Below are 23,377 nucleotides of genomic sequence, written 5' to 3' on the forward strand. Positions count from 1 at the left end.
GTTCTAGCGTACCTGTCGGCCCTGCCGGTCCCGAGCATGAACTGCGACCAGGTGATCTCAGCGCGACGGCCGGCAAATGAAGGCTGTCGGCCGGGCTGCGGCCCCGGCGCCGATGCGCGTGATCACCACGGACAGCTGAGCCCCCGAGCGCTGCAGCTTCAGCTTGGCGCGCAACGCATCCGGGTCGACGTCCACGCCGCGGACCAGGATTTCGACGGCCGCCGCCCCGTGCGCGGACAGCGCCTGCCGGAGCCGCTTCTCGTTGTAGGCGATCTGCTCGACGACCTCGAAACCCCTTGTCCCGCGCGGCAACTCGTCGCCCGACAGATACGCGATCGCCGGGTCCAGCTGCCACAGGCCGTGCCGCGCCGCATAGTGCCGCACCAGGCCGGCCCGCACCACCGCACCGTCGGGGTCGACGATCCACCGCCCCGCAGGCCCCGAGGGACAGTCGTCGGGGTCGGCATCGGTGAATTCCTCCGCCACCTGGCCGGTCTTGTCGAGCACCGTGGCCCGGCGCGTGACGCCGGACGGGGCCAGCCCCGGTGACCACAGGCAGGCCTCCCGGACGCTGCCGGCCAGCGACGTGATCTGCACCTCGCCGCGGAATCCAAGCTCCGACAGCTGGCCGAAATCGACGCCGGGAGCGCATTTCACCACGAGGTCGCGGCCCTGGTAGACCGCGAGCAGCTCGTCCAATGGCGGGGCGTAATCGCGGGGATCGAACTTGCGGCGCCCCGAACTGCGCCGGGCCGGGTCGACGACCACCACCGTGTCCCGTGTGATCGGGCGGAGGGCGTCGGCGCGGCACAGCAGCGCGCGGGCACCCACGTTGTGGCGCGCCATGGCCAGCCGGACGCCGTCGAGGTCGCTGCCGACGAGCAGGGCCGCCGCGCCGGCGCCGCCCGAATTACTCAGGGCGGCAAGCTCTGTCCCGACCGAACACGTCGCATCGTGCACGACGCGGCCGGCCAACCGCCGCGCCCGATGAACGGCGACGGCCCCTGCGGTGGCCTGCTGCAGCGCCTCGTCGGTGAACAGCCAGCCGGTGACATCGCCCAGCTCGGCCAGTTTGGCGACGGCCCGGCGACGCAGCAGCACGGTCTCGACCAGCACCGCCGCGCGGTCACCGAAACGCGAACGCGCCCAGGCGATGTCGGATACCCGGCGGGCATCGGTCAGAGGCCGCGCGGCCACCTCGGCGAGCGCCTCCTGACCGGGTCCGGTCAGGTAGGCAACATCGTCGAGCGTGAAGGCAACAGCCAACTCAGGAGGGCTTGACCCCGGTGATCATCACGTTGTAGAACCAGCCCTTCGGCACCACGCGGCGCCACACGTTGGCGTCCAACCAGCTCAGCGTGGTCCAGCCACCGAAGGCGAACTTGGCCCACTTGAAGCCGAGCTTGCCCGGCGGCACCGTCGACTCGAAGGTCCGCACCGGCCAGCCCAGCATGGCGGCGGTGAATTCCTCACTGGCCGTGGCGACTTCGACGGCACCGGCGTTGGTCGCCATGCGCTCCAGGTCGGCGGGATCGAAGGTGTGCAGGTCGACGATCCACTCGAGCGCCGCGGCGCGGGAGTTCTCGTCGAGCTCTTCCTGCGGCCGGCGCCAGGACTCCAGACCGGGCAGCTTCATGGCCGCGACGGTGGTCTTCCAGGTCAGGTCGGCCAGGCGGCGGGCGTAGAAGTTACCGACCGTGGTGGGCTCGCCGGCGAAGATGAACCGGCCGCCCGGCTTGAGCACACGGACGACCTCGCGCAGCGACAGCTCCACGTCGGGAATGTGGTGCAGCACCGCGTGTCCGACGACGAGGTCGAAGGTGTTGTCCTCGTAAGGGATTCCCTCCGCGTCGGCGACACGGCCGTCGATGTCCAGGCCGAGGGCCTTGCCGTTGCGGGTGGCCACCTTGACCATGCCCGGGGACAGGTCGGTGACGGAGCCACGGCGGGCGACGCCGGCCTGGATCAGGTTCAGCAGGAAGAAGCCGGTGCCACAGCCGAGCTCGAGCGCGCGGTCGTAGGGCAGCTCACGCTGGACCTCGTCGGGGACGATGGCGTCGAAGCGACCGCGGGCGTAGTCGATACACCGCTGGTCGTACGAGATCGACCACTTGTCGTCGTAGCTCTCGGCTTCCCAGTCGTGGTACAGGATCTGCGCCAGCTTGGTGTCGTGGCGGGCCGCCTCGACCTGCTCGGCGGTCGCGTGCGGGTTGGGCGCCTGATCAACAGCCTGCTCAACTACGTCGGATACCTGGGCGGCAGCGTCGGCTGCGGCGACCTCGGACGTCTGGTCGGTACTCGTCATGCAGGTCAGCCTAACTGCCCGGTCACCGGGAGTTCACATCCACACTTCTGTTCACCCGCTGAGCACCGGTTCAGCGAACCGCGAACGCCGCCTTTGCTGTGGCCAGCGCCTCGGGAGACGAGTCCAGGAACCTGCGCGCCAATTTCTGCGCCTCGTCGTAGACGTGGTCGGGCGCCACGAGTTGGTCGATCAGACCGAGGGATACCGCTTCCTCGGCGCCGGCGAACCGGCCACTGAACACGAGGTCCTTGGCGCGGCTGTCGCCGACGGCCGCGGCCAACCGCGCCGCCGCACCCTCGGCCGGCGCCCGCCCCGACAGGATCTCGGTCGACCCGACCTTGACGTTGTCGCCGCTGATCCGCCAGTCGGCGGCCAGCGCCAGCGTCAGGCCGCTACCGAGCGCGTAGCCGGTCACGGCCGCCACGGTGGGCCGCGGAATGGCAGCCACGGCGTCGACGGCGGCGCGGCAGACGGCGCCCGCGACGCGCGCTTCGGCCGCGTCGAGCGTGCTGGTCTCGTGGTCGTCGTCGCCGGTGCAGAACACCTCGTGGCCGCCGTGCACGATGACGGCGGTGACATCGGACCGCTGGCCCAGCTCTTCGGCGGCCGCGGTGATCTCCCGGCACATCTGGCGGGTCAGCGCATTGCGCGGTGGCCTGGCCAGCAGCAGGGTGCCGATGCCGTCGGTGACGTGGATCTGGACGTATTCGCCGATGTCCATCACTGCGCCCTGCCGCCGCGAGCCGCCTTGTACCGCTCGGCGTCGAAGAACTCGATGTCCCAGGTGCCCTCACCCATGGTGAGGACCGGCTCGATGGGCTCGATGGTGCGATCGTCCTTCATCAGTTCGGGGACCGTGCGGCCGTCCAGCGAGCTCAGTTGCGTCCACGTGGGCGGCAGCAGGAACGAATGCCCCTGCGCGAACTCCTCCAGCGCGGCCGTGGGCGTCCGCCAGGCGACGTGGTCGCTCTCGGTGTTGTTGCCGTCGGCCCGTTGGCCGGCCGGCAGCGCGCCGACGAAGAAGAAGGTGTCGTAGCGGCGGGTGCGTTCCTCTTTGGGGGTGATCCAGTTGGCCCACGGCCACAGCAGGTCCGCACGCAACACGAGCTTCTCCCGCGCCAGGAATTCACCGAACGACAGCTCACGGCTCTCCAGCGCGGCCCGGGACTCGTGGTAGACGGTCGCGTCGGAGACGATGCCGTCGGGGTCGTCGGCCGGCCCGGCGAACAGCACACCGGACTCCTCGAAGGTCTCGCGGGCGGCGGCGCACACCAGCGCGCCGGCCAGCACCGGGTCCACGCCGAACTTCTCGGCCCACCAGGTGCGGTCGGGTCCGGTCCAGGCGATGTCGGCATCGCGGTCGCGCTCGTCGACCCCGCCGCCGGGGAACACCGTCATGCCGCCGGCGAAGGCCATCGACATGGTGCGGCGCATCAGGAAGACCTCGATGCCAGGCGCACCGTCGCGCACCAGCATCACCGTCGCGGCCGGCCGGGGATGCAAGGGGTCGAGTTCGGTCATATACGCCTCCTGTGCGCCGCGCGACTGCGGGTACGACGGGCGAAGTACCGCCCGTCGATGTACTCCAGGGCGATCGACTGACCGAAGGCCTGGGAGAGATTCTCGGATGTCAGCACGTCGGGCAGCAGCCCGGCGGCGACCGTCTGCCCCTCGGAGAGCAGCAGGCAGTGCGTGAAGCCCTCCGGGATTTCCTCGACGTGGTGAGTGACCAGCACCGTGGCCGGCGCGTCGGCGTCGGCGGCCAGATCAGCCAGCCGGGCCACCAGTTCTTCGCGACCGCCGAGGTCCAGTCCGGCCGCCGGCTCGTCGAGCAGCAACAGCTCCGGATCGGTCATGAGCGACCGGGCGATCAGGACCCGCTTGCGCTCCCCCTCGGACAGCGTGCCGTAGCGGCGGTCGGCGAGGTGTTCGGCGCCGATGCTCTCCAAGGTGTCCAGCGCACGGTTGTAGTCGACGTCGTCGTACTGTTCGCGCCACCGGCCCAGCACGGCGTATCCGGCCGAGACCACCAGGTCCCGCACGACTTCGTCGTCCGGTATCCGCTGCGACAGCGCCGAACTGCTGAGCCCGATGCGAGACCGCAACTCGGACATGTCGGTGCGGCCCAGCCGCTCGCCGAGGACGAAAGCCGTGCCCGACGACGGATGCTCGACGGCGGCCGCCATGCGCAGCAGCGACGTCTTGCCCGCGCCGTTGGGGCCCAGGACGACCCAGCGTTCGTCGAGTTCCACCGCCCAGTCGATGGGGCCGACCAGGGTGGCCCCGCCGCGGCGCAGCGTGACCCCGGAGAATTCGATCAGCAGGTCAGGATCGGGCTGGGCGTCGGGTTCTACGAGGTGGTCGTTGAGGGCGCCGGGCACTCGCTCATCGTAGTCACGGCCGGTTCAGCCGCCCGGTCCCCCACCACGTGTGCCCAGCCACTGGCCGCGAGCCACCGGGTCGGGGTGCACCGCAGCACCAGTTGCACCAGCGGCCCAATCCCCAAGGCGTACACGACGGTTCCGACGCCGACGGTGCCGCCCAGCAGCCAGCCGGTGGCCAGCACCGTCACCTCGATGCCGGTGCGGACCAGCCGCACCGACCAGCCGGTCCGGGCCACCAGCCCGGTCATCAGTCCGTCGCGTGGCCCCGGCCCCATCCCGGCACCGATGTACATCACCGTGCTGACGGCGTTGAGCACGACGGCGCCGACCATCATCGCGGTGCGCACCGGCAGCGTCGTCGGCTGCGGCAGCACCAGCAGGGCCGCGTCGACCACGACGGAGATGACGATGACGTTCGCGACGGTGCCGACGCCCGGCCGGTTCCGCAGCGGAATCCAACCGAGCAGCACGACGACGCCGACGAGCGCCGTCGCGCCGCCGATGGTCAGTCCCGTGTGCTTGGCCAGGCCCTGGTGGAAGACGTCCCACGGGTCCAGGCCCAGGCCGGCCCGCACGAACAGCGCCATTGACAGTCCGTAACCGCTCAGGCCCGCCAGCAGCAGCGCCGTGCGGACGGCCGTGGTCTTCACGCCGACGTCAGCCCTCACCGGTGGTCCTGGAAGCGAGCGCGGATGGCATCCAGTTCGTGCCGCACCCGCGCCGCATCCAGATCGCGGACATCGGCCCGGTTGTCGCGCCGCGACCGGACGCGCTTCTCAGCCAGTTTTGATAGCCAGTTCGTTCGCATGGCCCCAGTTTTCCCGCCAACTGGCTTGCCATTCAATAGCCAGTTGGCTGATACTGGCTTCAATGTCGATCGAGATGTCAGCCAGATCACTTGACGAAGTCCTTCTGGCACGAGAATTGGGCAACTGGCGCACCTCCAGCCTCAGCGGCCCCGCCTATCTGGGCCTGGCCGATGCCATCCGCCTGCTCATCGTCGACGGCCGGCTTCCCGTCGGCGCCCGGTATCCCAGCGAGCGCGCGCTGGCCGACGCCCTGCGCGTCTCCCGCACCACCGTCACCGCGGCCTATGCCCAGCTGCGCGAGGACGGCTATCTCAACGCCCGCCGCGGCGCCCGCAGCACCACGGCGCTGCCGCCCACCGCACCGACGGCCAGTCCGGCCCCCCTCACCAGGACCGGCACGCTGAGCCTGGCCGACGCCGCCCCCTCGGCGCCGGCGGCCGCCACCATCGAGGCATTCACGCGCGCCGCCCAGCGCCTGGCACCGCACTTGCACGACATCGGCATCGAACTCACCGGCGTCGCCGAACTTCGCCAGGCCATCGCCGAAAGATATTGCGCCAGGGGGCTTCCCACCGAGCCCGACGAGATCATGGTGACCACCGGGGCCCTGCACGCGATCAATCTCATACTGGCCACCTACGCCCGCCCGGGCGACCGCGTGCTCATCGAGCAGCCGACGTACCACGGCGCCATCTCGCTCATCGCCGCGTCCGGAGCCCGCCCGGTGCCCGTCAGCATGGCCGAAGACGGCTGGGAACTGGATGCCGTGCAAGCCGCCATGCGGCAACTGGCACCGAATCTGGCCTACCTGATCGTCGACAACCACAATCCGACCGGGCTGAGCCTGCCGGCCGCGGGACGCGAGCGCCTCGCGCGCATCATCTCCGAGACCCGGACTCGCACCATCATCGACGAGACCATCTGCGACATCTGGCTGGACGAGCCGCTGCCGCCGCCACTGGCCTCCTACCTGGAGAGCCGTCGCGACCTGGTGATCACCGTCGGTTCGATGTCGAAGTCCTTCTGGGGTGGACTGCGGGTCGGCTGGATTCGCGCCGAAAGGTCCACCCTGGCCGCCATCGCCGCGGTGCGGCCGACCATCGACCTGGGCACCGCCATCGTCGAACAACTCGCCTCGGCCGATCTGCTCCGCCAGGCCGACACCGTGCTGCCGGCCCGCCGCGACATGCTGCGGGCCCGGCGGCAGCTGGTGAGTTCGCTTCTGCAGGAACAACTTCCGGACTGGACGGCGAGCCCGTGCCACGGCGGCATGTCGATGTGGATGCGGCTGCCCGCACCCATGAGTTCAGCGCTATCGGCCGCGGCGTCCCGGATGGGGCTCGTCATCCCCGCGGGTCCACGATTCGGCGTCGACGGCACCCTGGAGCGCTTCATCCGGGTGCCCTTCACACAGCCCGAGGAGCGGCTACACGAATCGGTTGCGGTGCTGGCTCAGGCCTGGCGCAGCGTCACCGGCTCCGGTACGCCGGACGCGCACGCCCTCGTCGTCTGAGGGGCCCTGAGAACTTACTGCTGGCTCTGGATCAGGCCGATGCAGGTGCCGATGTGCTCGGGCGTGCAGGGGATGCCGTTGACCGTCTGCAGGCCGCCGACCGACTGGGTGATCTGTGCGCCCGTCCCACTGTTGGACGTCTGCGGCGGCACCGCCTGCGGGCCACTGCCATTCGCCGTGCCCTTGACGCACACGCCTTCGAAATGGCTCGGCACCGTCCCCCAGGGGCACGCGTAGGCCGGCGCGGCCGCCGTCACAGAGACGACCGACAAGGGGCCGGCGACCAACGCGACAGCACTCACACCAACCAGAACCGCACGCTTCATGTCACCATCTCCCACACGCTTACGCAGCAAATCAATATCAATAGTCACCACTGTAACGCGACAGCGGCCCCGGTGTGCCCTCGCCAGGGAATCCCTACGGAATATCGACGCGTCGCACCACACCGTCGACGGCGTCGGCGGCCTCGATCTCGCCACGCGTGATGCCCAGGATGAACAGCACGGTGTCCAGATACGGGTGGTTCAGCGACGCGTCGGCGACGGCCCGCAGCGCGGGCTTGGCGTTGAACGCCACCCCGAGCCCGGCGGCCGACAGCATGTCGATGTCGTTGGCGCCGTCGCCGACCGCGACGGTCTGCTCCATGGGCACACCGGCCTGGTTGGCGAAGTCCCGCAGCGCCTTGGCCTTGCCCGGGCGGTCGACGATCGGGCCGGTCACCCGGCCGGTCAGCTTGCCGTCGACGATCTCGAGGTGGTTGGCCGCGACGAAGTCGAGCATCAGTTCCTCGGCCAGCGGCTCGATCACCTGACGGAACCCGCCCGACACCACACCGCAGTGGTAACCCAGCCGGCGCAGCGTGCGCAGCGTGGTGCGGGCCCCCGGGGTCAGCTCGATCTGGTCGGCGACCTCGTCGACCACCTCGGCCGGCAGCCCGGCGAGCGTGGCCACGCGTTCCCGCAACGACTCCTCGAAGTCCAGCTCGCCACGCATGGCGGCTTCGGTGATCGCCGCGACCTTGGCCTCGGCGCCGGCGCGGGCAGCCAGCATCTCGATGACCTCGCCCTGGATCAGCGTCGAGTCGACGTCGAACACGATGAGCCGCTTGGCCCGGCGGGCCAGGCTGTAGTCCTCGAGCGCGATGTCGACGCCCTCGTCGACGGCGACGCGCGCCAGCGCGGTTTGCAGCTGGGTGTACGCCCCGCCCACCGGCGGCACCGACACCCGCAGCTCCAGCCCCGTCACCGGATAGTCGGAGACGCCGCGGATGAAGTCGATGTTGACCCCCAGCGCCGCGACCTCGCGGGCGACGACGGTGAACGCCTCGGCGGTGATGGGCCGGCCCAGCACGACGATGGTGTGGGTCGACGGTTCCGTCAGGACGGGCTGATCGTCACTGCTGTCGATCGCGACATCGAGTCCCAGCTCGCCGATGGCCTGTTGCACGTCGGCCCGCAGCACCTCGCCGGCCACCTCGGCCGGCACCGCAACCAGCACGCCGAGTGTCAGGCGGCCACGGATGACCACCTGCTCGACGTTCAGCAGCTCGACGTTGTGCCGCGACAGCACGCCGAACAGCGTCGACGTCACGCCCGGCTGGTCGAGACCGGTGACGGTGATGAGCACGGATCCGTTTGGCATTCCTGCCTGCGTCATCTGTCAAGTCCCCTAACGCAGAACCGCCCGCGCCTTAGGCGCGGGCGGGTCGGCTGATTCCTAGTGGTGCGATCGACCGATGTGCGCTTCGGCGCGCATCCGCTCGACCATGTGCGGGTAGTGCAGCTCGAACGCCGGGCGCTCCGAACGGATCCGGGGCAGCTCGGTGAAGTTGTGCCGCGGCGGCGGGCAGCTGGTGGCCCACTCCAGGGAGTTGCCGTAGCCCCACGGGTCGTCCACCACGACGGGCTCGCCGTAACGCCAGCTCTTGAACACGTTCCACACGAACGGCAGCGTGGACAGGCCCAGGATGAAGGCACCGATGGTCGAGATCACGTTCAGCGTGGTGAAGCCGTCGGTGGGCAGGTAGTCGGCGTAACGACGCGGCATGCCCTCGTCACCGACCCAGTGCTGGACCAGGAAGGTGGTGTGGAAGCCGATGAAGGTCAGCCAGAAGTGCAGCTTGCCCAGACGCTCGTCGAGCAGCCGGCCCGTCATCTTCGGGAACCAGAAGTAGATGCCCGCGTAGGTGGCGAACACGATGGTGCCGAAGAGCACGTAGTGGAAGTGCGCGATGACGAAGTAGCTGTCCGTCACGTGGAAGTCCAGCGGCGGGCTGGCCAGCAGCACGCCCGACAGGCCACCGAGCAGGAAGGTGATCAGGAAGCCCACCGAGAACAGCATCGGCGTCTCGAAGGTCAACTGGCCCTTCCACATGGTGCCGATCCAGTTGAAGAACTTGATACCGGTCGGGACCGCGATCAGGAACGTCATGAAGGAGAAGAACGGCAGCAGGACGGCGCCGGTGGCGTACATGTGGTGCGCCCACACGGCGACCGACAGGGCGGCGATACCGAGCGTCGCGTAGATCAGGGTGGTGTAACCGAAGATCGGCTTGCGGCTGAACACCGGGAAGATCTCCGAGACGATGCCGAAGAACGGCAGCGCGATGATGTACACCTCGGGGTGGCCGAAGAACCAGAACAGGTGCTGCCACAGGAGGACGCCGCCGTTGGCGGGGTCGTAGATGTGCGCGCCCAGGTGGCGGTCGGCGGCCAGGCCGAACAGCGCGGCAGTCAGCAGCGGGAAGGCCAGCAGCACGAGGATCGAGGTCACCAGGATGTTCCAGGTGAAGATCGGCATGCGGAACATCGTCATACCCGGGCAGCGCATGCAGACCACGGTGGTGACCATGTTGACGGCACCCAGGATGGTGCCGAGACCACCGACGGCCAGGCCGACGATCCACAGGTCGCCACCGGCACCGGGCGAGTGGATCGCGTCGGTCAGCGGCGAGTAGGCGGTCCAGCCGAAGTCAGCGGCACCACCGGGGGTGATGAAGCCGGCGATGGCGATCATGGCGCCGAACAGGAACAGCCAGAACGAGAAGGCGTTCAGCCGCGGGAACGCCACGTCGGGGGCGCCGATCTGCAGCGGCAGCACCAGGTTGGCGAAGCCGAACACGATCGGGGTCGCGTAGAACAGCAGCATCACCGTGCCGTGCATGGTGAACAGCTGGTTGAACTGCTCGTTGCTCAGGAACTGCAGTCCCGGCATGGCCAGCTCGGTGCGCATGAACAGCGCCATCAGGCCACCGATGAAGAAGAACACGAAGCAGACGACGCAGTACATGATGCCGATCAGCTTGTGATCGGTCGTGGTCACCAGCTTGTAGATCAGGTTGCCCTTGGGGCCCATACGCTCCGGGAACGGGCGACGAGCCTCGAGTTCTCCGATTGGGGGCGCTTCGGCTACCAACAGATCCTCCAAATGTTCCGGGCGAATAGTTCGAGCACACGGGGCATCCCATGTTGTCTGCCGGTGATCTTATCCCCCATCGCACAGCCTTGCGGCGAGGGTCCTACAAACTGTCGTAATTGGCTGGACCGGCCGCCTGGCCCGGCGTGGCGCGGGCCCCCGCGACCGCGCCTCATCTGGGCCCGACCGCGCGGGTGTTACCGTCGGCCACGTGCAGTTTCCGACTTCCCGTACCCGGCTGTCCAGCGCAAGCGCGGCGGTTCTCACCGCGCTGTGTGCGACGGCCGCGGCCGTCCTGACGGGCTGTTCGGGACACACCGCCGAACCTCAGGCAGCGAACTCGGCTCCCATCACCAGCACCACCCGTATCGCCACCGCGGGCGTGCTCGGCAACCAGCGCCGGCCCGACGACTCGTGCGCGCCCAACCCGGCAGCGCTCGATGAAGGGCCGCCCATCCGTCAGGTGCACCACGCCGCGGGAGCCACCGACGTCAACGCCGACCCGCAGCGCATCGTCGTGCTCTCGGGCACAGCACTCGATGCGCTGTGCGCGCTGGGTCTGCAGTCCCGTGTCGTCGCCGCGGCGACCCCGACGGATTCGTCGGGCCAGACGTCGTATCTGGGCACCGTCATCCACAACGTGCCGGCGGCCGGCACGCGCGGCGCACCCGACATGGCGGCGGTCAAGGCCGCCAACCCCGACCTGATCATCGGCTCGCAGGTGTCGTCGACGTCGGACACCTACGGCGCGCTGTCGGCCATCGCACCGACGGTACTCACCCGTCCGTCCGGCGCGGCCTGGGAGGACGATCTACGGATGGTCGGTGCGGCGACCGGACGCGGCGCCGCCGCGGGCGCACTGGTCGACGGATTCAACGCCGACGCCTCCAGGATCGGCGGGCAGAACGACGCCTCGCACTTCCAGGTGTCGGTGGTGCAGCTGACCGAGGGCACCATGCGAATCTTCGGCGCCAACAACTTCCCGGGTAGCGTGCTGGCCCGGATCGGCGCGGATCGCCCTGCGCCGCAACGGTTCACCGACAAGCCGTACCGCGAGATCGACATCTCGAAGCTGACGCCCGGCACCGATTTCTCGACTGCCGACGGTGACATCGTCTACCTGTCGTTCGAGTCACCGGCGGCCAAGGACAAGGCTGCCGCGTTGCTCGACAGCCCGGCCTGGAAGAAGCTCGCCGCCACCCGCGACAACCGGGTGTTCGTGGTGAACAACGAGGTATGGCAGACCGGCCAGGGCATCGTGGCCGCGCGCGGCATGCTCGACGACCTGCACTGGCTCAACGCGCCCATCAATTAGTCATTGCGCGTCCTGCAACGCCTGCTGGCCGAACTGTCCGAGTTCCAGCGAGCCGTCGGGCAGGACCAGCTCGCCCGACTCGATGCGCTGTCTCAGATAGGCGAACGTCTGCGCGGTCTGGGCGAACAGATGCTCGCCCGCGCGCAGCGCGGGGCGTGGCTTGGCGTCTGACGACGCGAACTGCGGCAGCGGTTTCACCTCGGTGTGGTAGTCGACGTTGAAGAACAGCGGAAACGAATACCGCTCCTCGGCGACCTTGCGGACCCGGTGGCTGGTGGCCACGAACGCGCCGTTGGTCCACAGCTCCAGCAGGTCCCCGACGTTGACGACGAACGTGCCGTCCACCGGTGGCACGTCGATCCACTCGCCCGCGCCGTTGAGCACCTCGAGGCCGGGGGCCGTCGGCTTGAGCAGGGTGAAACATTCGTAGTCGGTGTGCGCGCCGATCCCGACGCTGTCGTGGGCGTCCGGGTTGTACGGATAGTGGATGAGCCGCAGCTGGCTCGGCGTCTTGGTGGCGTGCCGGGAGAAGACCTCGGGATCCTCGCCGAGGGCGACGGCGAACGCCCACAGGAGCCGCTGCCCCACGGCCAGCACGGCCTGGTAGTACGCGGTCACCGCCTCGGCGAAACCGGGTAGGTCCGGCCAGGTATTGGGGCCCAGCATGGGGTTGCCGGCCAGATGATCCGGATCGTCGGCGGGCAGATCCAGCGCGGTGTCGAACGCTTCTTTCAGGTCCGGGACGGTGCCCTCCAGGCCCTCCTCGCCGACCGGCACATACCCGCGATGACAGCGGGACAGCCCGATGTAATCACGCATCTTTTCTTCGACCGGCAGCGCGAAGTACTCCTTCACCGCCGCCAGCATCGCGCCGAACAACGACTCGTCGATGCCGGTGCCGCTGATGTAGAAGAAGCCGACGTCGGCCGCCGCCCGGCCGAGCTCGGCGGCCACGCGGTGCTGCTCGGCACGCTCGGGTGACGACAATCCGCTGATATCGATGATCGGCACCGACGTGAATGACGTTACGCCACTCATGAATTCACATTCCCTTCCGAGTTGTCCACCGTCCAGCGCACGCCGTTGGCCTGGATTCCGTCGCCGACAGAAGCCACGTCGGCAAAGTCGATACCGAGGGCTCGCTGCTCGGCACCGCCCACGGCGCCGAGGATCACCCCGGTGCGGTCGGCCCAGCCGAACGTCGCGCCGGCCCGGACCAGTAGCGCCGCGGCCCCGGCGGGCCCGGACAACTGCAGCGCGCCTGTCGGGCCTGCCTCGCCGGGGTCGCGGACCCAGTGCTCGATGTAGTGTTCGTGCACGCCGGTCTCGACGAGAATGTCGCCCTCCCAGTGCATTACGCCGGCATCAGGATGTGGACCCGGTGTCGTGGCGTCGAACTCGCGATGCCACTGGAAGACGTCGGCCTCCTGGTGCAGGACGCCCGCGAAACCGCGGGAGTCCACGTAGGCCGTCGGGCCCTGCAGCCACAGCACACCTGGTGCGGTATCGCGGGTGCCGTCGGTGTCGATCAGCAGGGTGCGGCGCCAGAGGCCGGCGCACTCGGTCAGTAGTGGTGTCATGACGATTCCTCCCATCGCTGCTGCAGCATCTTCAGCCCGTCGGTGGTGGGCACCCCCACGGCCCGCACCCTGGCGAGCCCGCCGTCCGGGTACGCCTGCACGCGCAGTGCCGCCACGTCGGGCACGTCGACCGAGAACACCTGACGCGCATCGGCGAGCAGCCGGGTCCGGGGCAGCACCGGAACGTCGAAAGCGACCATCCCCCAGCCATGTTCACGATCCGGGCGGCAACGGGTGCCCAACACCGACACTTCCAGGCTGGCGTTGAACACGAAATACGAGGTGTCGACCTCGATGCGGCGCAGGTCGGCGGGCACGGCGAACGAGAGGATCACCGCGTCGTGGGTGTCCGGTCCGACGTCACGGCGTCGGCGCGCCTCCCAGCCGTCGCCCATGTTGTGCGGCCGGTTCGGCATGATCAGGGACGAGGCACTGGAATAGAAGCTGTCGCTGCACCATTCGACCCGGCCACCGTTTTCCAGGCCGGACACCTCGACGGTGATGTCCCGCCAGGAAGCGGGGTCCGGCACCACCTCGCCGTACGCCCTCAGTCGGGCGACGCCGCCGTCGGACTGCAGCCGCAGCCGCAGATGTGTCCACCGTCGGCGATCCTCGACGGCCAGCAGGTTGTGTGAATCAGCCTTGAGCACAGTCGATTCCACAATCTCGGTCCAGGCGACAGCGGGGTCCGTCGGGTCGCCGGCGCCCTCCAGGCTGCAGGCGTCCACCGCGCAACCACTCGGATGATTGCCCGAGAAGAACCGGGTGTCCACATCGATCGTGTGCAGCCGGCCGGGTGTCCCCAGCCGGATGATCGCCCAGTCACCGGCGCGGCCGGCGTGGCGGCGGGTTTCCCAGCCGTCCACCACTTCGCCGCGCAGGTCGAATGTTCCGGGCACGAAAGCGGGTTCGGCCGGGTCGACGAGCCGTTCCTTGAATCCGAACGATTCGTCACTGGCCGCCACCACGCTGCCTCCGACGAGTCGCGAGGCGAGATCGACGTCGGTCATGAGCCCAGCGCTTCCGACAACGGCCAGTGGCTGCGTGGATTATCGGGACCCGGCGCGAACACCCCGGTCTTGCTGGTGGACAGACCAAGTCCGACGACAGCCTGTGCGAGAGCCACGGCGGCGGCCACCCCGTCGACTGCCGGCACCCCGAGCTTGGCGGAAATCTCGGCCGTCACCCCGGCCATGCCGGCGCATCCCAGGCAGATCACGTCGGCGCCGTCCTCGTTGATGGCGCGCGCCGCCTCGTCGACGATCGCCTGTACGGCGCCGGCCGGGTCGGCGTCCACGTCGGCCGTGCTCAGGCCGCAGGCGCGCACCGAGGCGCAGTGCGCGTTCAGGCCGGCCAGCAGCAGCCGGTCCTCGATGGGCGGGATCGACCGGGCGAGCGTGGTGATCACCGAGAACCGCCGACCGATCAGGTGCGCGACGTGCGCGGCGCATTCGGCGATGTCGAACACCGGCACCGTCAGCATCTCGGCGAGCGCGTCGCGGCCGTGCTCGCCGAATCCGGCGAGGACGACGGCGTCGAAGTCGAAGTCGCCAGACCGGGTCAGTCTGTCGACCAGGTCCATCACCCCGACCGCGGAAAGGTAGCTCTCGGCGGCCGAGTCGATCGCTGCCGAACCGAAATACGGTGACATACAGACGATCTCAGTGTCAGTGTGCGCGGCGGATCGAGCGGCGGCCGCGATCTCGGCCGTCATCCCCGCCGAGGTGTTCGGGTTGAGCACCAGGATTCTCATGCCGGCTCCCCCACCAACGCCGGCGTGCCGGCCACCCAGGTCTGCAGCACCGAACCCCGCAGTGCGGCCCCGTCATACGGGCTCACCGGATGGCGGTGCCGTAGCGTCGCCGCCCGCACCGTATCCAGGGCGCCGGGGTCGAAGGCGCACAGGTCGGCCCGCAGTCCCACCGCGATCCGGCCCCGATCGGCGTAACCGGCCAGCGCGGCGGGGCGTTCCGACATCCACCGGCTCACGTCCGCCAGCCCGAAGCCACGTGCGGCGGCCTGGGTCCACACCGCGCGGGGGCTCAGCTGCAGTGAGCTGATCCCACCGAATGCCTGCCCGAAATCCCCGGCGCCCTTGAGCTGCGGCGCGCAGGGCGAGTGGTCGGACACCACCAGATCCAGCGTGCCGTCGTGCAGCGCGGACCACAGCAGTTCGCGGTTGGCACCATCCCGGATGGGTGGACAGCAGGCGAATTCGGTGGCACCGTCGTGCACCGCCTCGGCGGCGAATGTCAGGTAATGCGGGCAGGTTTCGGCCGTCACCGAAATGCCGGCCCGCTTGGCCTCGACCAATCGGGCCAGCACCGTGGCGCTGGAGACGTGCACGATGTGCGCCCGGGCCCCGGTCGCCGCCGCGGCGTCGATCACCAATGCCACGGCATCGTCTTCGGCGGCTTCGGGTCGCGACGCGAGGAACGACCGGTATGCCCGGCCCGCCGGCACTGGACCGGCATCGATCACTCCATGACTCTCGGCGTGGACCAGCAGCACCGAGCCCAGTTCGGCGATGCGCCGCATGGCATCCCGGAATTGCGGCGGGCTCAGGTGCGGAAAGTTTGGGTTGCCCGAATCCGCGAGAAAGCACTTGAAACCGCGGACCCCGGCCCGCGCCAGATCGGCCAGACCGTCCAGGTTGTCCGGCACCACCCCGGCCCAGTAGCCGACATCGACGTGGCAATTACCCTCTGCCGTGGCCTTTTTGGTGTCCAGCGCCGCGACGCTCGTGGTCACGGGGTCGCAGTCCAGCGGCATGTCCACCACGGTGGTGATGCCGGCCGCGGCCGCCGCCCCGGTGGCGGTCGCGAACCCCTCCCAGTCGGTACCAGGTTCGTTGATGTGGACGTGCGTATCGACGAAACCCGGCAGCAGCACCACCGATTCGGGCAACCGGAGGTCTTCCACCGCAACGCAATCGGCGTCGACGTCACCGACGAAGACGATGTGACCACTATCGATCCCCACAGCGGCCGGAATCTGGTGACCGTCGACTAGCACCCGATCGGCGCGCAGCACACACTCCATCACAGTCCACCGAACCTGTGCTGGAAATGGTCGGTGAGCTCGGGCCACACGTGTGGATCATGGCCGGGAATCAGCTGAAACCCCCTGTCGGCGGCCAACTTCTTGAGTCGGCGGATCGGCTCGATGGTGTCCTGCGGGTCGACGTCGATGAACCCGCCGATGGCGAGCTCGTGCTCGATGTTCTCGGTGAGGTCGGCGGCGTCGAACGCGAAGACGAAGCCGTCACCGCCGACGGACGGGTCGAGTTCGACGACGAAGCTCTGGTGCCCCGGCGTGTGCCCATAGGTCGGCACCGCGGTGATGCCCGGGGCGATCTCGGCTTCCCCGTCGGCCAGGTGCCACTCGATGTTCGGGTCGTCGAAATCGATGCGGTTGATCGCGTTGCGTTCAGGCTCAGGGTGATTCGACAGCCCGTACTCGAGTTCACGGCGCTGGGCGTGCACCGGGACCTTTCCGGCGAACAGCTTGAGCCCGCCGGCATGGTCGTGATGCAGGTGGCTGACGGCGACGGTGTGGATCTCGTCGAAATCCACCCCGACCTCCGCCAGCCGCTGCTCGATCGGCTCACCGGGTCCGGGCAGCACCGGGCGGTACTCGACGGTCGGGAAGAACCGCCGGTACAGTGCCGGGTCCCGTACGAGCGCGGTGTTGAATCCCGTGTCGAGCAACACCCAGCCGCCGTCGGTCTGCAGCAACACTCCGGGCACCGGCTCCCGCATGCGCTCCTCCGGCGGTGCGCCGTACACCGACACCGATTTCGGCAGTTCCTCCCAGCCCAGGGTCAGCAGGATGATCCGCCTGACCCCGGGCTTGCCGACGAGAGTGGCCATCAGCCGACCGAAAGGGCGTTCAGCCGCAGCGAATTCGGGTTGGTGACCACGTGTGCCTGTTCGACGCCCTTGAGCCACGGCTGGGCCACCATGAAGTCGTTGACGTCAGCGATGTTGAGCCAGCACCCGGTCTTGACGGCTTCCACACCAGCGGTGGAGAAGTCGGCATCGGCGTCGGTCGGCAGGCCCGCGGCGAGTGCGGCGGTAACCGGCGGCGCCGAGCACCCGAAGAAGTTCAAGCCACCGTCGGCGTCCCACGAGATGTGGCCCCACGTGTAGGGCGACGGCGCGTCGGGCCAGCCGAGATAGGTCATGATCTCCGGCGCGGACTGCCCGTCGGTGCCGACCCAGCCGTAGATCTCGGACGTGGGGTACGCCTGCACCTTGGCGGTCAGCCCCGCCGCGGCCAGCTGTGTCTGAATCAGGTTGCTGATCAACTGGTTATCGGGGTTGCTGGAGTCGTAGCCGATGGTGACGGTCTTCTGATCGGCGGGCAGTTTGCCTGCGATGCCGGACAACGCCGACGCGTCATGCGGGACCGATTGCTTGCCGTATTCGGCGGCCATCATGTTCGGCGGATAGATCTGCTCGGCTTTCTTGCCGCGTCCGAAGTACGTCTGCTTTACCAGTTCGTCGACGTCGATCGCCTGCATCACCGCCGCGCGGTTCTTGGCGTCGGTCATCATGCCCTTGCGCGGGTTGATGTACGCGTAGTTCGACATCATGGTCGGCAGCGAGTAGTTGGTGAACGACTTGTTGTTCAGGTACGACTGGACCGCCGAGGACGGCAGGTCGTGCAGGATCGCGGCCACTTGGCCGTTGTTGAACTGCAGCTGCTGCGCCGAGACGTCGGTGATGACCGGAAGCTCGACCTTCTCGAAATACGGTTTGGTGCCCCAGTATTCGGGGAAGGCGGCCAGCGCGTAGTGCGAACCCACCTGGGCGTCGGTCAGCACGAACGGACCCGTGCCGAGGTCGTGGGTGGTCAGATAACCCTGCGCGTTGTCGGTGCCGGCGTTCTTCTTCAGGCCTTCGGGGCTGAGCATCCGGGGGCCGTACGGACATGCGAGGTAGTCGAGGAACGCTGAGTTGGGCGCCTTCAGCGTGATGGTGACGCCGTAATCACCTTGCGTGGTGACCGATTCCACGTCCTTGACCATGTAGGCCGGGCCCTGGTTGACGGCCACCCGGCGGTCGAACGATGCCTTGACCGCCGCTGACGTGAACGGGGTGCCGTCGTGGAACTTGACGTCCTCACGGAGCTTGAACGTGAACACCTTGTTGTCCGGCGACGCCGTCCAGCTGGTGGCCAGGAGCGGTTCCAGGACGGCCTTGTCGACACCGGCCTTGTACTGCAGCAGCCCTTCGTAGGTGTTGGTGGTGAGCAACAGGCCCTGGCCCGCGTAGTAGATGTCAGGGTCCGGCGGCTGCCCCGGGTCCTGCAGGAACGACAGGTGCAGAACCTTGTCGGTCGGCGCGGCGTTGGGCGTGCCGCCGCCGGAATTCGAACCACCGCAACCGCTCAGCGTCAACATCACCGCGGCACCGGCTGCGGCGATCCGCCAGCCTCCGCGCGCACGGCCGGGGACCTTGTGGCTCTTCATCATCGGGCAGCTCCTTCGAGGGCGGGGTTGGACAGTTCGGGCGGACACATTTCGGAAAACGCGGTGATGATCTCCTCGGTGGTGCGCATGGCACCGGCCTGCAGGTACTCCATGGCATCCAGGGCAGCGTCGTGGCGATAGGTCGACGACCCGCCCACGCAGTCGGTCACGACGCGGACGTAGAAGTCCCGCTGGTGCGCGTCGGCGAAGGTGTAGTGCACGCAGACGTCGGTGAGCCCGCCGATGAGAATGAGCGTCGATGCCCGCAGGCCCGACAGCACGATCTCGAAATCCGTTCCGATGAAACCGGAATAGCGGCGTTTGACGATGTGGAACTCATGGTTGGGCCCGTCGAAGTCGGGCAGCAGCGCGGGATGCAGCGGTGTGCCCGGCCGGCCGTCCACGCAATGCTCCCCCTCCGCGCCGTCGAGTTCGCGACCGAAGTCGATTCCGTTGGGGCGGTGGACTTCCTGGAAGAACACGATCGGGATTCGCGCGGCGCGGGCAGCCGCGATGAGGCGCTGTGCCCGGGCGATCCGGTCCCCGTAACCGGCCATGTGCTCGATGCCGACCAACTCGGCCGGCATGTCGCCGGACTCCTGCATGTCGACGACGACGAGGACGGGATTACCTACGATGAGCGGCTGTTTCGGCACCTAACCTCCTGTGACTGCGATACGTGGATCGGCGGCGGCCTGCAGCAGGTCCACCACCGTGTTGATGACGACGTAGAGCGCGCCGAGCATCAGCGTGACCCCGGCGATCGCCGGGAAATCCGCGACGGGAATGCTCTGCGCGACGTACTGCCCGATGCCGGGCCAGCCGAAGACCTGCTCGACCACCAGTACGCCCGAAAACATCAGGCCCACTTGGAGTCCCGTCATCGACAGCGCGGCGCCGACCGAGTTCCGCAGCACATGCCTGGCCAGGATCCGGGTCTCGGACAGCCCCTTGGCGCGCGCCGTCCGCGCATAGTCGCTGTCGATGTCGGCGAGCAGACTGCTGCGCAGCACCCGGCCGATCGCGACGGCCGGGCCGATCGCGATGACGAACGCCGGCAGGATCAGATGGTGTGCGGCGTCGGCGACGACGTCGAGTCGCCCGTGGAGCAGACCGTCGACGGTCAGCATGCCGGTCGGGCCGGTCGGCGGATTCGGCACGGCGAGGCGGCCGTTGGCGGGCACCCAGCCCAGGTCTTGATAGAAGACGATGAGGCCGAGGATGCCGAGCAGGAACATCGGCGCCGACGAACCCGTGAACAGCACTGCCCGAAGCACGTTGGCGCCGCGCCAGTTCAGGGTCGTGCTGAACGCCAGCAGCACCGCGAGGACGACGGCGATCAGCAGGCCGGCGAGTGCCAGTTCCAGGGTTGCCGGGACGAACGAGCCGAGGTCGGACATCACCGCATGCCGGGTCCGGTACGACGTGCCCAAATCACCCGTCGCCGCACCGGACAGATAGTGCCAGAACTGCACCAGCACAGGGTCATTCAGCCCCAGCGCCGCGCGCCGTGTTGCCACCGCATCGGCCGAGGCCTGAGCGCCCAGTTGGGCCTTCACCGGATCCAGTGGCGAGATGTTCTGCAGGACGAACATCACTGCCGTGAGGGCGACCAGGATGGCCACCATCGACCCCAACCGCGAGACCACGAAGGTCTTCATGCTTTCACTCACCTCTCTTCACGCGCTCATCACCGGATCGTCGGCCTACGTCGTCTTCATGAGATTGCGCAGGCAGTCGCCGGAGATGTTGGCGACCAGGGCCAGCACGAGCACCCCGAGTCCGGGCATGACCGGAATCCACCACTGCTGCAGGAAGTAGCTCAGGTTGCGCGCGGAGTCTGCGCCGAGCTCCGGTGCCGGTGCGGCCTGCCCGAGCCCGAGGAAGGACAGGCCGGCCAGGGTCAGGATCAGCGTGCCGATATCAAGGCTGGCGGCGACCAGCGCGTTGGGCACCGCGCCCGGCAGCAGGTGCCGGCCCGCGAGCCGAAATCGACTGACACCGGCCAGCTTCGCGGCCTCGACGTGCGGGCGTGCGGCCAGCCGCGCCACCTCACCGCGCACCAGCCGGGCGTAGAACGGCCACCACACGATGGACACCGCGATCAGGGTGTGCAGGAAGCTCGGTCCCAGCGCCGCGACCACGGCGATCGCCAGCACCGGGGCGGGCAGCGACAGAAAGCCGTCGGTGATGCGCATCAGCGTCGAATCGATCCAGCCGCCGGCCGCCCCGGCGATCAGGCCCACGAGCCCGCCGATCAGCAGGCCCAGTGCCACCACGGCCAGCGCGGCCAGCCAACTCGACCGCGCCCCGTAGAGCACCCGGGACAGGATGTCCCGTCCCACACTGTCGGTGCCGAGCAGGAACCCGTGCTCGCCCGGCGCCTGCAGCGGCATCCCTACCGGGATCAGCGGGTCGTGCGGAGCCAGCAGCGGCACCGCGACGACGGCCATCGTCAGCAGGATCACGAGGGCGAACCCCACGCGGTTGATGAGCAGCGACCGAGATTCCGGCAACGCCAGGCGCAGCCGGCCACGACCGCGGGTCAGACTCGGGGCGGGGATCGCGATGGCCATCAGCGCACCTTCTCTTCGATACAGGCGACCTGGTGTGTACCACCGGATTTGCCCACGAGCCGGACATCGAGTTCGTCGCCACTGCAGGCGTCGACGGCCACCGGGCACCTCGGATGGAACGCGCACCCCGTCGGCGGGGACAGCGGGCTCGCCGGTTCGCCTGGCAGGACCCGTGATTCGCGGCCGAGGTCGGGGATCGCGTCGACCAGCGCGCGGGTGTACGGGTGCGTCGGGTTTCCGATGACCTCTTCGGCCGGCCCGATCTCCACGATGCGGCCCAGGTACATCACGGCGATGCGATCGGCGACCACGCGGGCCACCGACAGGTCGTGCGTCACGAACACCACGGACATGTCCAGACCGCGGCGCAGGTCACCGATCAGGTTGAGCACCGAGGCGGCCAGGGACACGTCCAGGGCGCTCGTCGGTTCGTCGCACAACAACACAGCGGGCGGGACGACGGTGGCGCGGGCCAGCGAAACCCGTTGGCGCTGACCGCCCGACAGCTGGCCGGCGCGTGACTTCGCCACCTCCGCGGGCAACCCCACCCGGTCGAGCACCTCGATGACGGCGTCGCGCCGCGCGGCCCGCGACAGTTTCCGGCCGCGCAATCGCTCGGCGATCAACTCACCGACCGACAACCACGGCGTGAGCGAGGCGCCCGCGTCCTGGAACACCATCTGTGGGCGCTGCTCCCCGGCCACCTCGACCGTGCCGGTCGTCGCCTTCTCCAGACCGGCGATCACCCGCAGCAGCGTGGACTTTCCCGAACCGCTCTCCCCTACCAGTGCCACCGACTCGCCATGTCCCACCCGCAGCGTCACGCCGCGCAGCGCCTGGAGCTTGCCGTGCGGCGCCACGGTGAAGGTCTTGGTCACGTCGGTCACCGTGACGGCCGCGGGTTGGTCTGTGGCGGCCGGGCCGACCGGCTGTGCGGCAACAGGTTCCGGCCCGGCGACGGGTTCTGCCGCCGGATCGCGCACCAACTGCTCCGGGGTGAGCAGACAGGCGCTGACCCGTCCGGGGCCGACGGACGTCGGCTCGGGAGAGGATGTCTCGCAGTCGTCGGTGGCTTGGTCACAGCGCGGGCTGAAGGCGCATCCGGGGAGCGGTGACAGCGGGCTCGGCACCGACCCCGGCAGCGCCGCCAGCCGACGGCCACGCACGGTGTCCAGCGTCAGCCGTGACCGCAGCAGCCCGCGGGTGTACGGGTGCGCGGGTGAGCCGAGAACCTCACCGGCCGGGCCGACTTCGGCGATGCGGCCGGCGTAGAGCACGGCGATGCGGTCGGAGATCTGCGCTGCCACCCCGAGGTCGTGGGTGATGAAGACGATGCTGCAACCGATTTCGTCGCGGAGCCGTTGCAGCAGCTTGAGCACCTGCGCCTGCACGGTGACATCCAGCGCCGTGGTCGGCTCGTCGGCGATGATGAGTTCCGGTGAGCCGGCGATCGCGATGGCGATCATCACGCGCTGCCGCAGGCCGCCGGAGAGTTCGTGCGGGTAGGCGCGCATCCGCCGCGCTGGATCGGGTATGCCGACCGCGGTCAGCAGTCGCAGCGCTTCGTCGTCGCTGCCGGCCGCCTCGGCGACCTGCTTGCCGATGCGCATGGTCGGGTTCAGCGAGGTCATCGGATCTTGGAACACCGCACCCAGATCGAGGCGGCGAACCGTGCGCAGCGCCTTCGGGTCACCGTGCACCATGTCCGAGCCGGCCACCGAGATGCTGCCCTCGATCCGGGCCGACGACGGCAGCAGCCCCAGCATGCCGAAGCCCAATACGCTTTTCCCCGAACCTGATTCACCTACCAGCCCCAGGATTTCGCCACGCTGAACGGTCAGCGAGACGCCGCGCAGCGCGTGCACCTCGCGGCCGTTGCGCGGGAACGTGACATGCAGACCCGCCACAGTCGCCACCGCGTCCGGGTTCGACGACACAGTGGCGACCTGCGTGGCGTCCACCACCGATACAGCAGTGCCCATGTGTGCTCTCCTGCGTTCTG

Annotated in this window: 23 protein-coding genes; 2 read left to right on the forward strand and 21 right to left on the reverse strand. The window is 68.8% G+C overall.

Features of this window, described 5'->3' with window-relative positions; genetic code table 11:
• Positions 1–57: 57 nt before the first annotated feature.
• The 7 genes from ACJEIK_RS18525 to ACJEIK_RS18555 all read right to left on the reverse strand — a co-directional run bounded on the left by ACJEIK_RS18525 (position 58) and on the right by ACJEIK_RS18555 (position 5,497).
• Entirely contained in the window at positions 58–1,266 is a 1,209-nt protein-coding gene (locus ACJEIK_RS18525) for a THUMP-like domain-containing protein (RefSeq protein ID WP_267323473.1), read from the reverse strand.
• 1 nt (position 1,267) lies between these two features.
• Entirely contained in the window at positions 1,268–2,305 is a 1,038-nt protein-coding gene (locus ACJEIK_RS18530) for a class I SAM-dependent methyltransferase (protein WP_409430113.1), read from the reverse strand.
• Positions 2,306–2,375: 70 nt separating this feature from the next.
• On the reverse strand, positions 2,376–3,026 hold the full coding sequence (locus ACJEIK_RS18535; RefSeq protein ID WP_409430114.1) for an enoyl-CoA hydratase: 651 nt from the start codon (positions 3,024–3,026) through the stop codon (positions 2,376–2,378).
• On the reverse strand, positions 3,026–3,826 hold the full coding sequence (locus tag ACJEIK_RS18540; RefSeq protein ID WP_135356591.1) for an NUDIX hydrolase: 801 nt from the start codon (positions 3,824–3,826) through the stop codon (positions 3,026–3,028). Before ACJEIK_RS18540 ends, ACJEIK_RS18535 begins: the two co-directional genes overlap by 1 nt.
• Positions 3,823–4,686 (reverse strand): ABC transporter ATP-binding protein, encoded by an 864-nt coding sequence (locus ACJEIK_RS18545; protein ID WP_061001297.1) that lies wholly within the window; start codon positions 4,684–4,686, stop codon positions 3,823–3,825. Before ACJEIK_RS18545 ends, ACJEIK_RS18540 begins: the two co-directional genes overlap by 4 nt.
• Complete coding sequence (locus ACJEIK_RS18550; RefSeq protein WP_406801809.1) at positions 4,656–5,276, reverse strand: YczE/YyaS/YitT family protein; 621 nt, start codon at positions 5,274–5,276, stop codon at positions 4,656–4,658. The genes ACJEIK_RS18545 and ACJEIK_RS18550 overlap by 31 nt, the downstream gene beginning before the upstream one ends.
• Positions 5,277–5,353: 77 nt before the next feature.
• Complete coding sequence (locus ACJEIK_RS18555) at positions 5,354–5,497, reverse strand: hypothetical protein (protein WP_165605527.1); 144 nt, start codon at positions 5,495–5,497, stop codon at positions 5,354–5,356.
• Between the two features lie 62 nt (positions 5,498–5,559).
• Here ACJEIK_RS18555 and ACJEIK_RS18560 point away from each other — a divergent pair, with 62 nt between their 5' ends.
• Positions 5,560–7,011: a PLP-dependent aminotransferase family protein gene (locus tag ACJEIK_RS18560; protein WP_133427156.1), complete on the forward strand. Its 1,452-nt coding sequence runs from the start codon at positions 5,560–5,562 to the stop codon at positions 7,009–7,011.
• Between the two features lie 14 nt (positions 7,012–7,025).
• Here the strand turns inward: ACJEIK_RS18560 and ACJEIK_RS18565 are convergent, their stop codons facing one another.
• The 3 genes from ACJEIK_RS18565 to ctaD all read right to left on the reverse strand — a co-directional run bounded on the left by ACJEIK_RS18565 (position 7,026) and on the right by ctaD (position 10,428).
• The gene (locus tag ACJEIK_RS18565; protein ID WP_020103125.1) at positions 7,026–7,337 is read right to left on the reverse strand and encodes a hypothetical protein; all 312 of its coding nucleotides are present in this window, start codon (positions 7,335–7,337) and stop codon (positions 7,026–7,028) included.
• A 94-nt stretch (positions 7,338–7,431) separates the two neighbouring features.
• Positions 7,432–8,655 carry a phosphoserine phosphatase SerB gene (gene serB / locus ACJEIK_RS18570; protein ID WP_110767291.1) on the reverse strand — a complete coding sequence of 408 codons (1,224 nt, stop codon included), beginning with the start codon at positions 8,653–8,655 and terminating at the stop codon, positions 7,432–7,434.
• Between the two features lie 75 nt (positions 8,656–8,730).
• Complete coding sequence (gene ctaD / locus ACJEIK_RS18575; RefSeq protein ID WP_061004131.1) at positions 8,731–10,428, reverse strand: cytochrome c oxidase subunit I; 1,698 nt, start codon at positions 10,426–10,428, stop codon at positions 8,731–8,733.
• A gap of 211 nt (positions 10,429–10,639) precedes the next feature.
• Here ctaD and ACJEIK_RS18580 point away from each other — a divergent pair, with 211 nt between their 5' ends.
• On the forward strand, positions 10,640–11,743 hold the full coding sequence (locus ACJEIK_RS18580) for an ABC transporter substrate-binding protein (RefSeq protein WP_409430115.1): 1,104 nt from the start codon (positions 10,640–10,642) through the stop codon (positions 11,741–11,743).
• Here ACJEIK_RS18580 and ACJEIK_RS18585 read toward each other — a convergent pair whose 3' ends face one another.
• The 11 genes from ACJEIK_RS18585 to ACJEIK_RS18635 are packed head-to-tail and all read right to left on the reverse strand — an operon-like array spanning position 11,744 to position 23,357.
• Positions 11,744–12,781 (reverse strand): isopenicillin N synthase family dioxygenase, encoded by a 1,038-nt coding sequence (locus ACJEIK_RS18585; protein ID WP_133427154.1) that lies wholly within the window; start codon positions 12,779–12,781, stop codon positions 11,744–11,746.
• Complete coding sequence (locus ACJEIK_RS18590) at positions 12,778–13,323, reverse strand: hypothetical protein (RefSeq protein WP_133427153.1); 546 nt, start codon at positions 13,321–13,323, stop codon at positions 12,778–12,780. The genes ACJEIK_RS18585 and ACJEIK_RS18590 overlap by 4 nt, the downstream gene beginning before the upstream one ends.
• The gene (alc, locus tag ACJEIK_RS18595; protein WP_409430116.1) at positions 13,320–14,333 is read right to left on the reverse strand and encodes an allantoicase; all 1,014 of its coding nucleotides are present in this window, start codon (positions 14,331–14,333) and stop codon (positions 13,320–13,322) included. The genes ACJEIK_RS18590 and alc overlap by 4 nt, the downstream gene beginning before the upstream one ends.
• Positions 14,330–15,076, reverse strand: a complete 747-nt coding sequence (locus ACJEIK_RS18600; protein ID WP_409430117.1) for an aspartate/glutamate racemase family protein — start codon at positions 15,074–15,076, stop codon at positions 14,330–14,332. The genes alc and ACJEIK_RS18600 overlap by 4 nt, the downstream gene beginning before the upstream one ends.
• Complete coding sequence (gene allB, locus ACJEIK_RS18605) at positions 15,073–16,365, reverse strand: allantoinase AllB (protein WP_406801783.1); 1,293 nt, start codon at positions 16,363–16,365, stop codon at positions 15,073–15,075. The genes ACJEIK_RS18600 and allB overlap by 4 nt, the downstream gene beginning before the upstream one ends.
• The gene (locus ACJEIK_RS18610) at positions 16,365–17,195 is read right to left on the reverse strand and encodes an N-acyl homoserine lactonase family protein (protein WP_406801784.1); all 831 of its coding nucleotides are present in this window, start codon (positions 17,193–17,195) and stop codon (positions 16,365–16,367) included. The genes allB and ACJEIK_RS18610 overlap by 1 nt, the downstream gene beginning before the upstream one ends.
• Positions 17,195–18,799, reverse strand: a complete 1,605-nt coding sequence (locus tag ACJEIK_RS18615) for an ABC transporter substrate-binding protein (protein ID WP_061004109.1) — start codon at positions 18,797–18,799, stop codon at positions 17,195–17,197. The genes ACJEIK_RS18610 and ACJEIK_RS18615 overlap by 1 nt, the downstream gene beginning before the upstream one ends.
• Positions 18,799–19,455 carry a cysteine hydrolase family protein gene (locus ACJEIK_RS18620; RefSeq protein WP_406801785.1) on the reverse strand — a complete coding sequence of 219 codons (657 nt, stop codon included), beginning with the start codon at positions 19,453–19,455 and terminating at the stop codon, positions 18,799–18,801. The genes ACJEIK_RS18615 and ACJEIK_RS18620 overlap by 1 nt, the downstream gene beginning before the upstream one ends.
• Positions 19,456–20,460, reverse strand: a complete 1,005-nt coding sequence (locus tag ACJEIK_RS18625) for an ABC transporter permease (RefSeq protein WP_406801786.1) — start codon at positions 20,458–20,460, stop codon at positions 19,456–19,458.
• Between the two features lie 45 nt (positions 20,461–20,505).
• A complete protein-coding gene (locus ACJEIK_RS18630) occupies positions 20,506–21,375 on the reverse strand; it encodes an ABC transporter permease (protein WP_406801787.1) in 870 nt (289 codons plus the stop codon).
• Complete coding sequence (locus ACJEIK_RS18635) at positions 21,375–23,357, reverse strand: dipeptide ABC transporter ATP-binding protein (protein WP_406801788.1); 1,983 nt, start codon at positions 23,355–23,357, stop codon at positions 21,375–21,377. The genes ACJEIK_RS18630 and ACJEIK_RS18635 overlap by 1 nt, the downstream gene beginning before the upstream one ends.
• Positions 23,358–23,377: the final 20 nt, after the last annotated feature.

The sequence above is a fragment of the Mycobacterium sp. SMC-16 genome (assembly GCF_046250085.1).
Taxonomy (GTDB): domain Bacteria; phylum Actinomycetota; class Actinomycetes; order Mycobacteriales; family Mycobacteriaceae; genus Mycobacterium; species Mycobacterium phocaicum.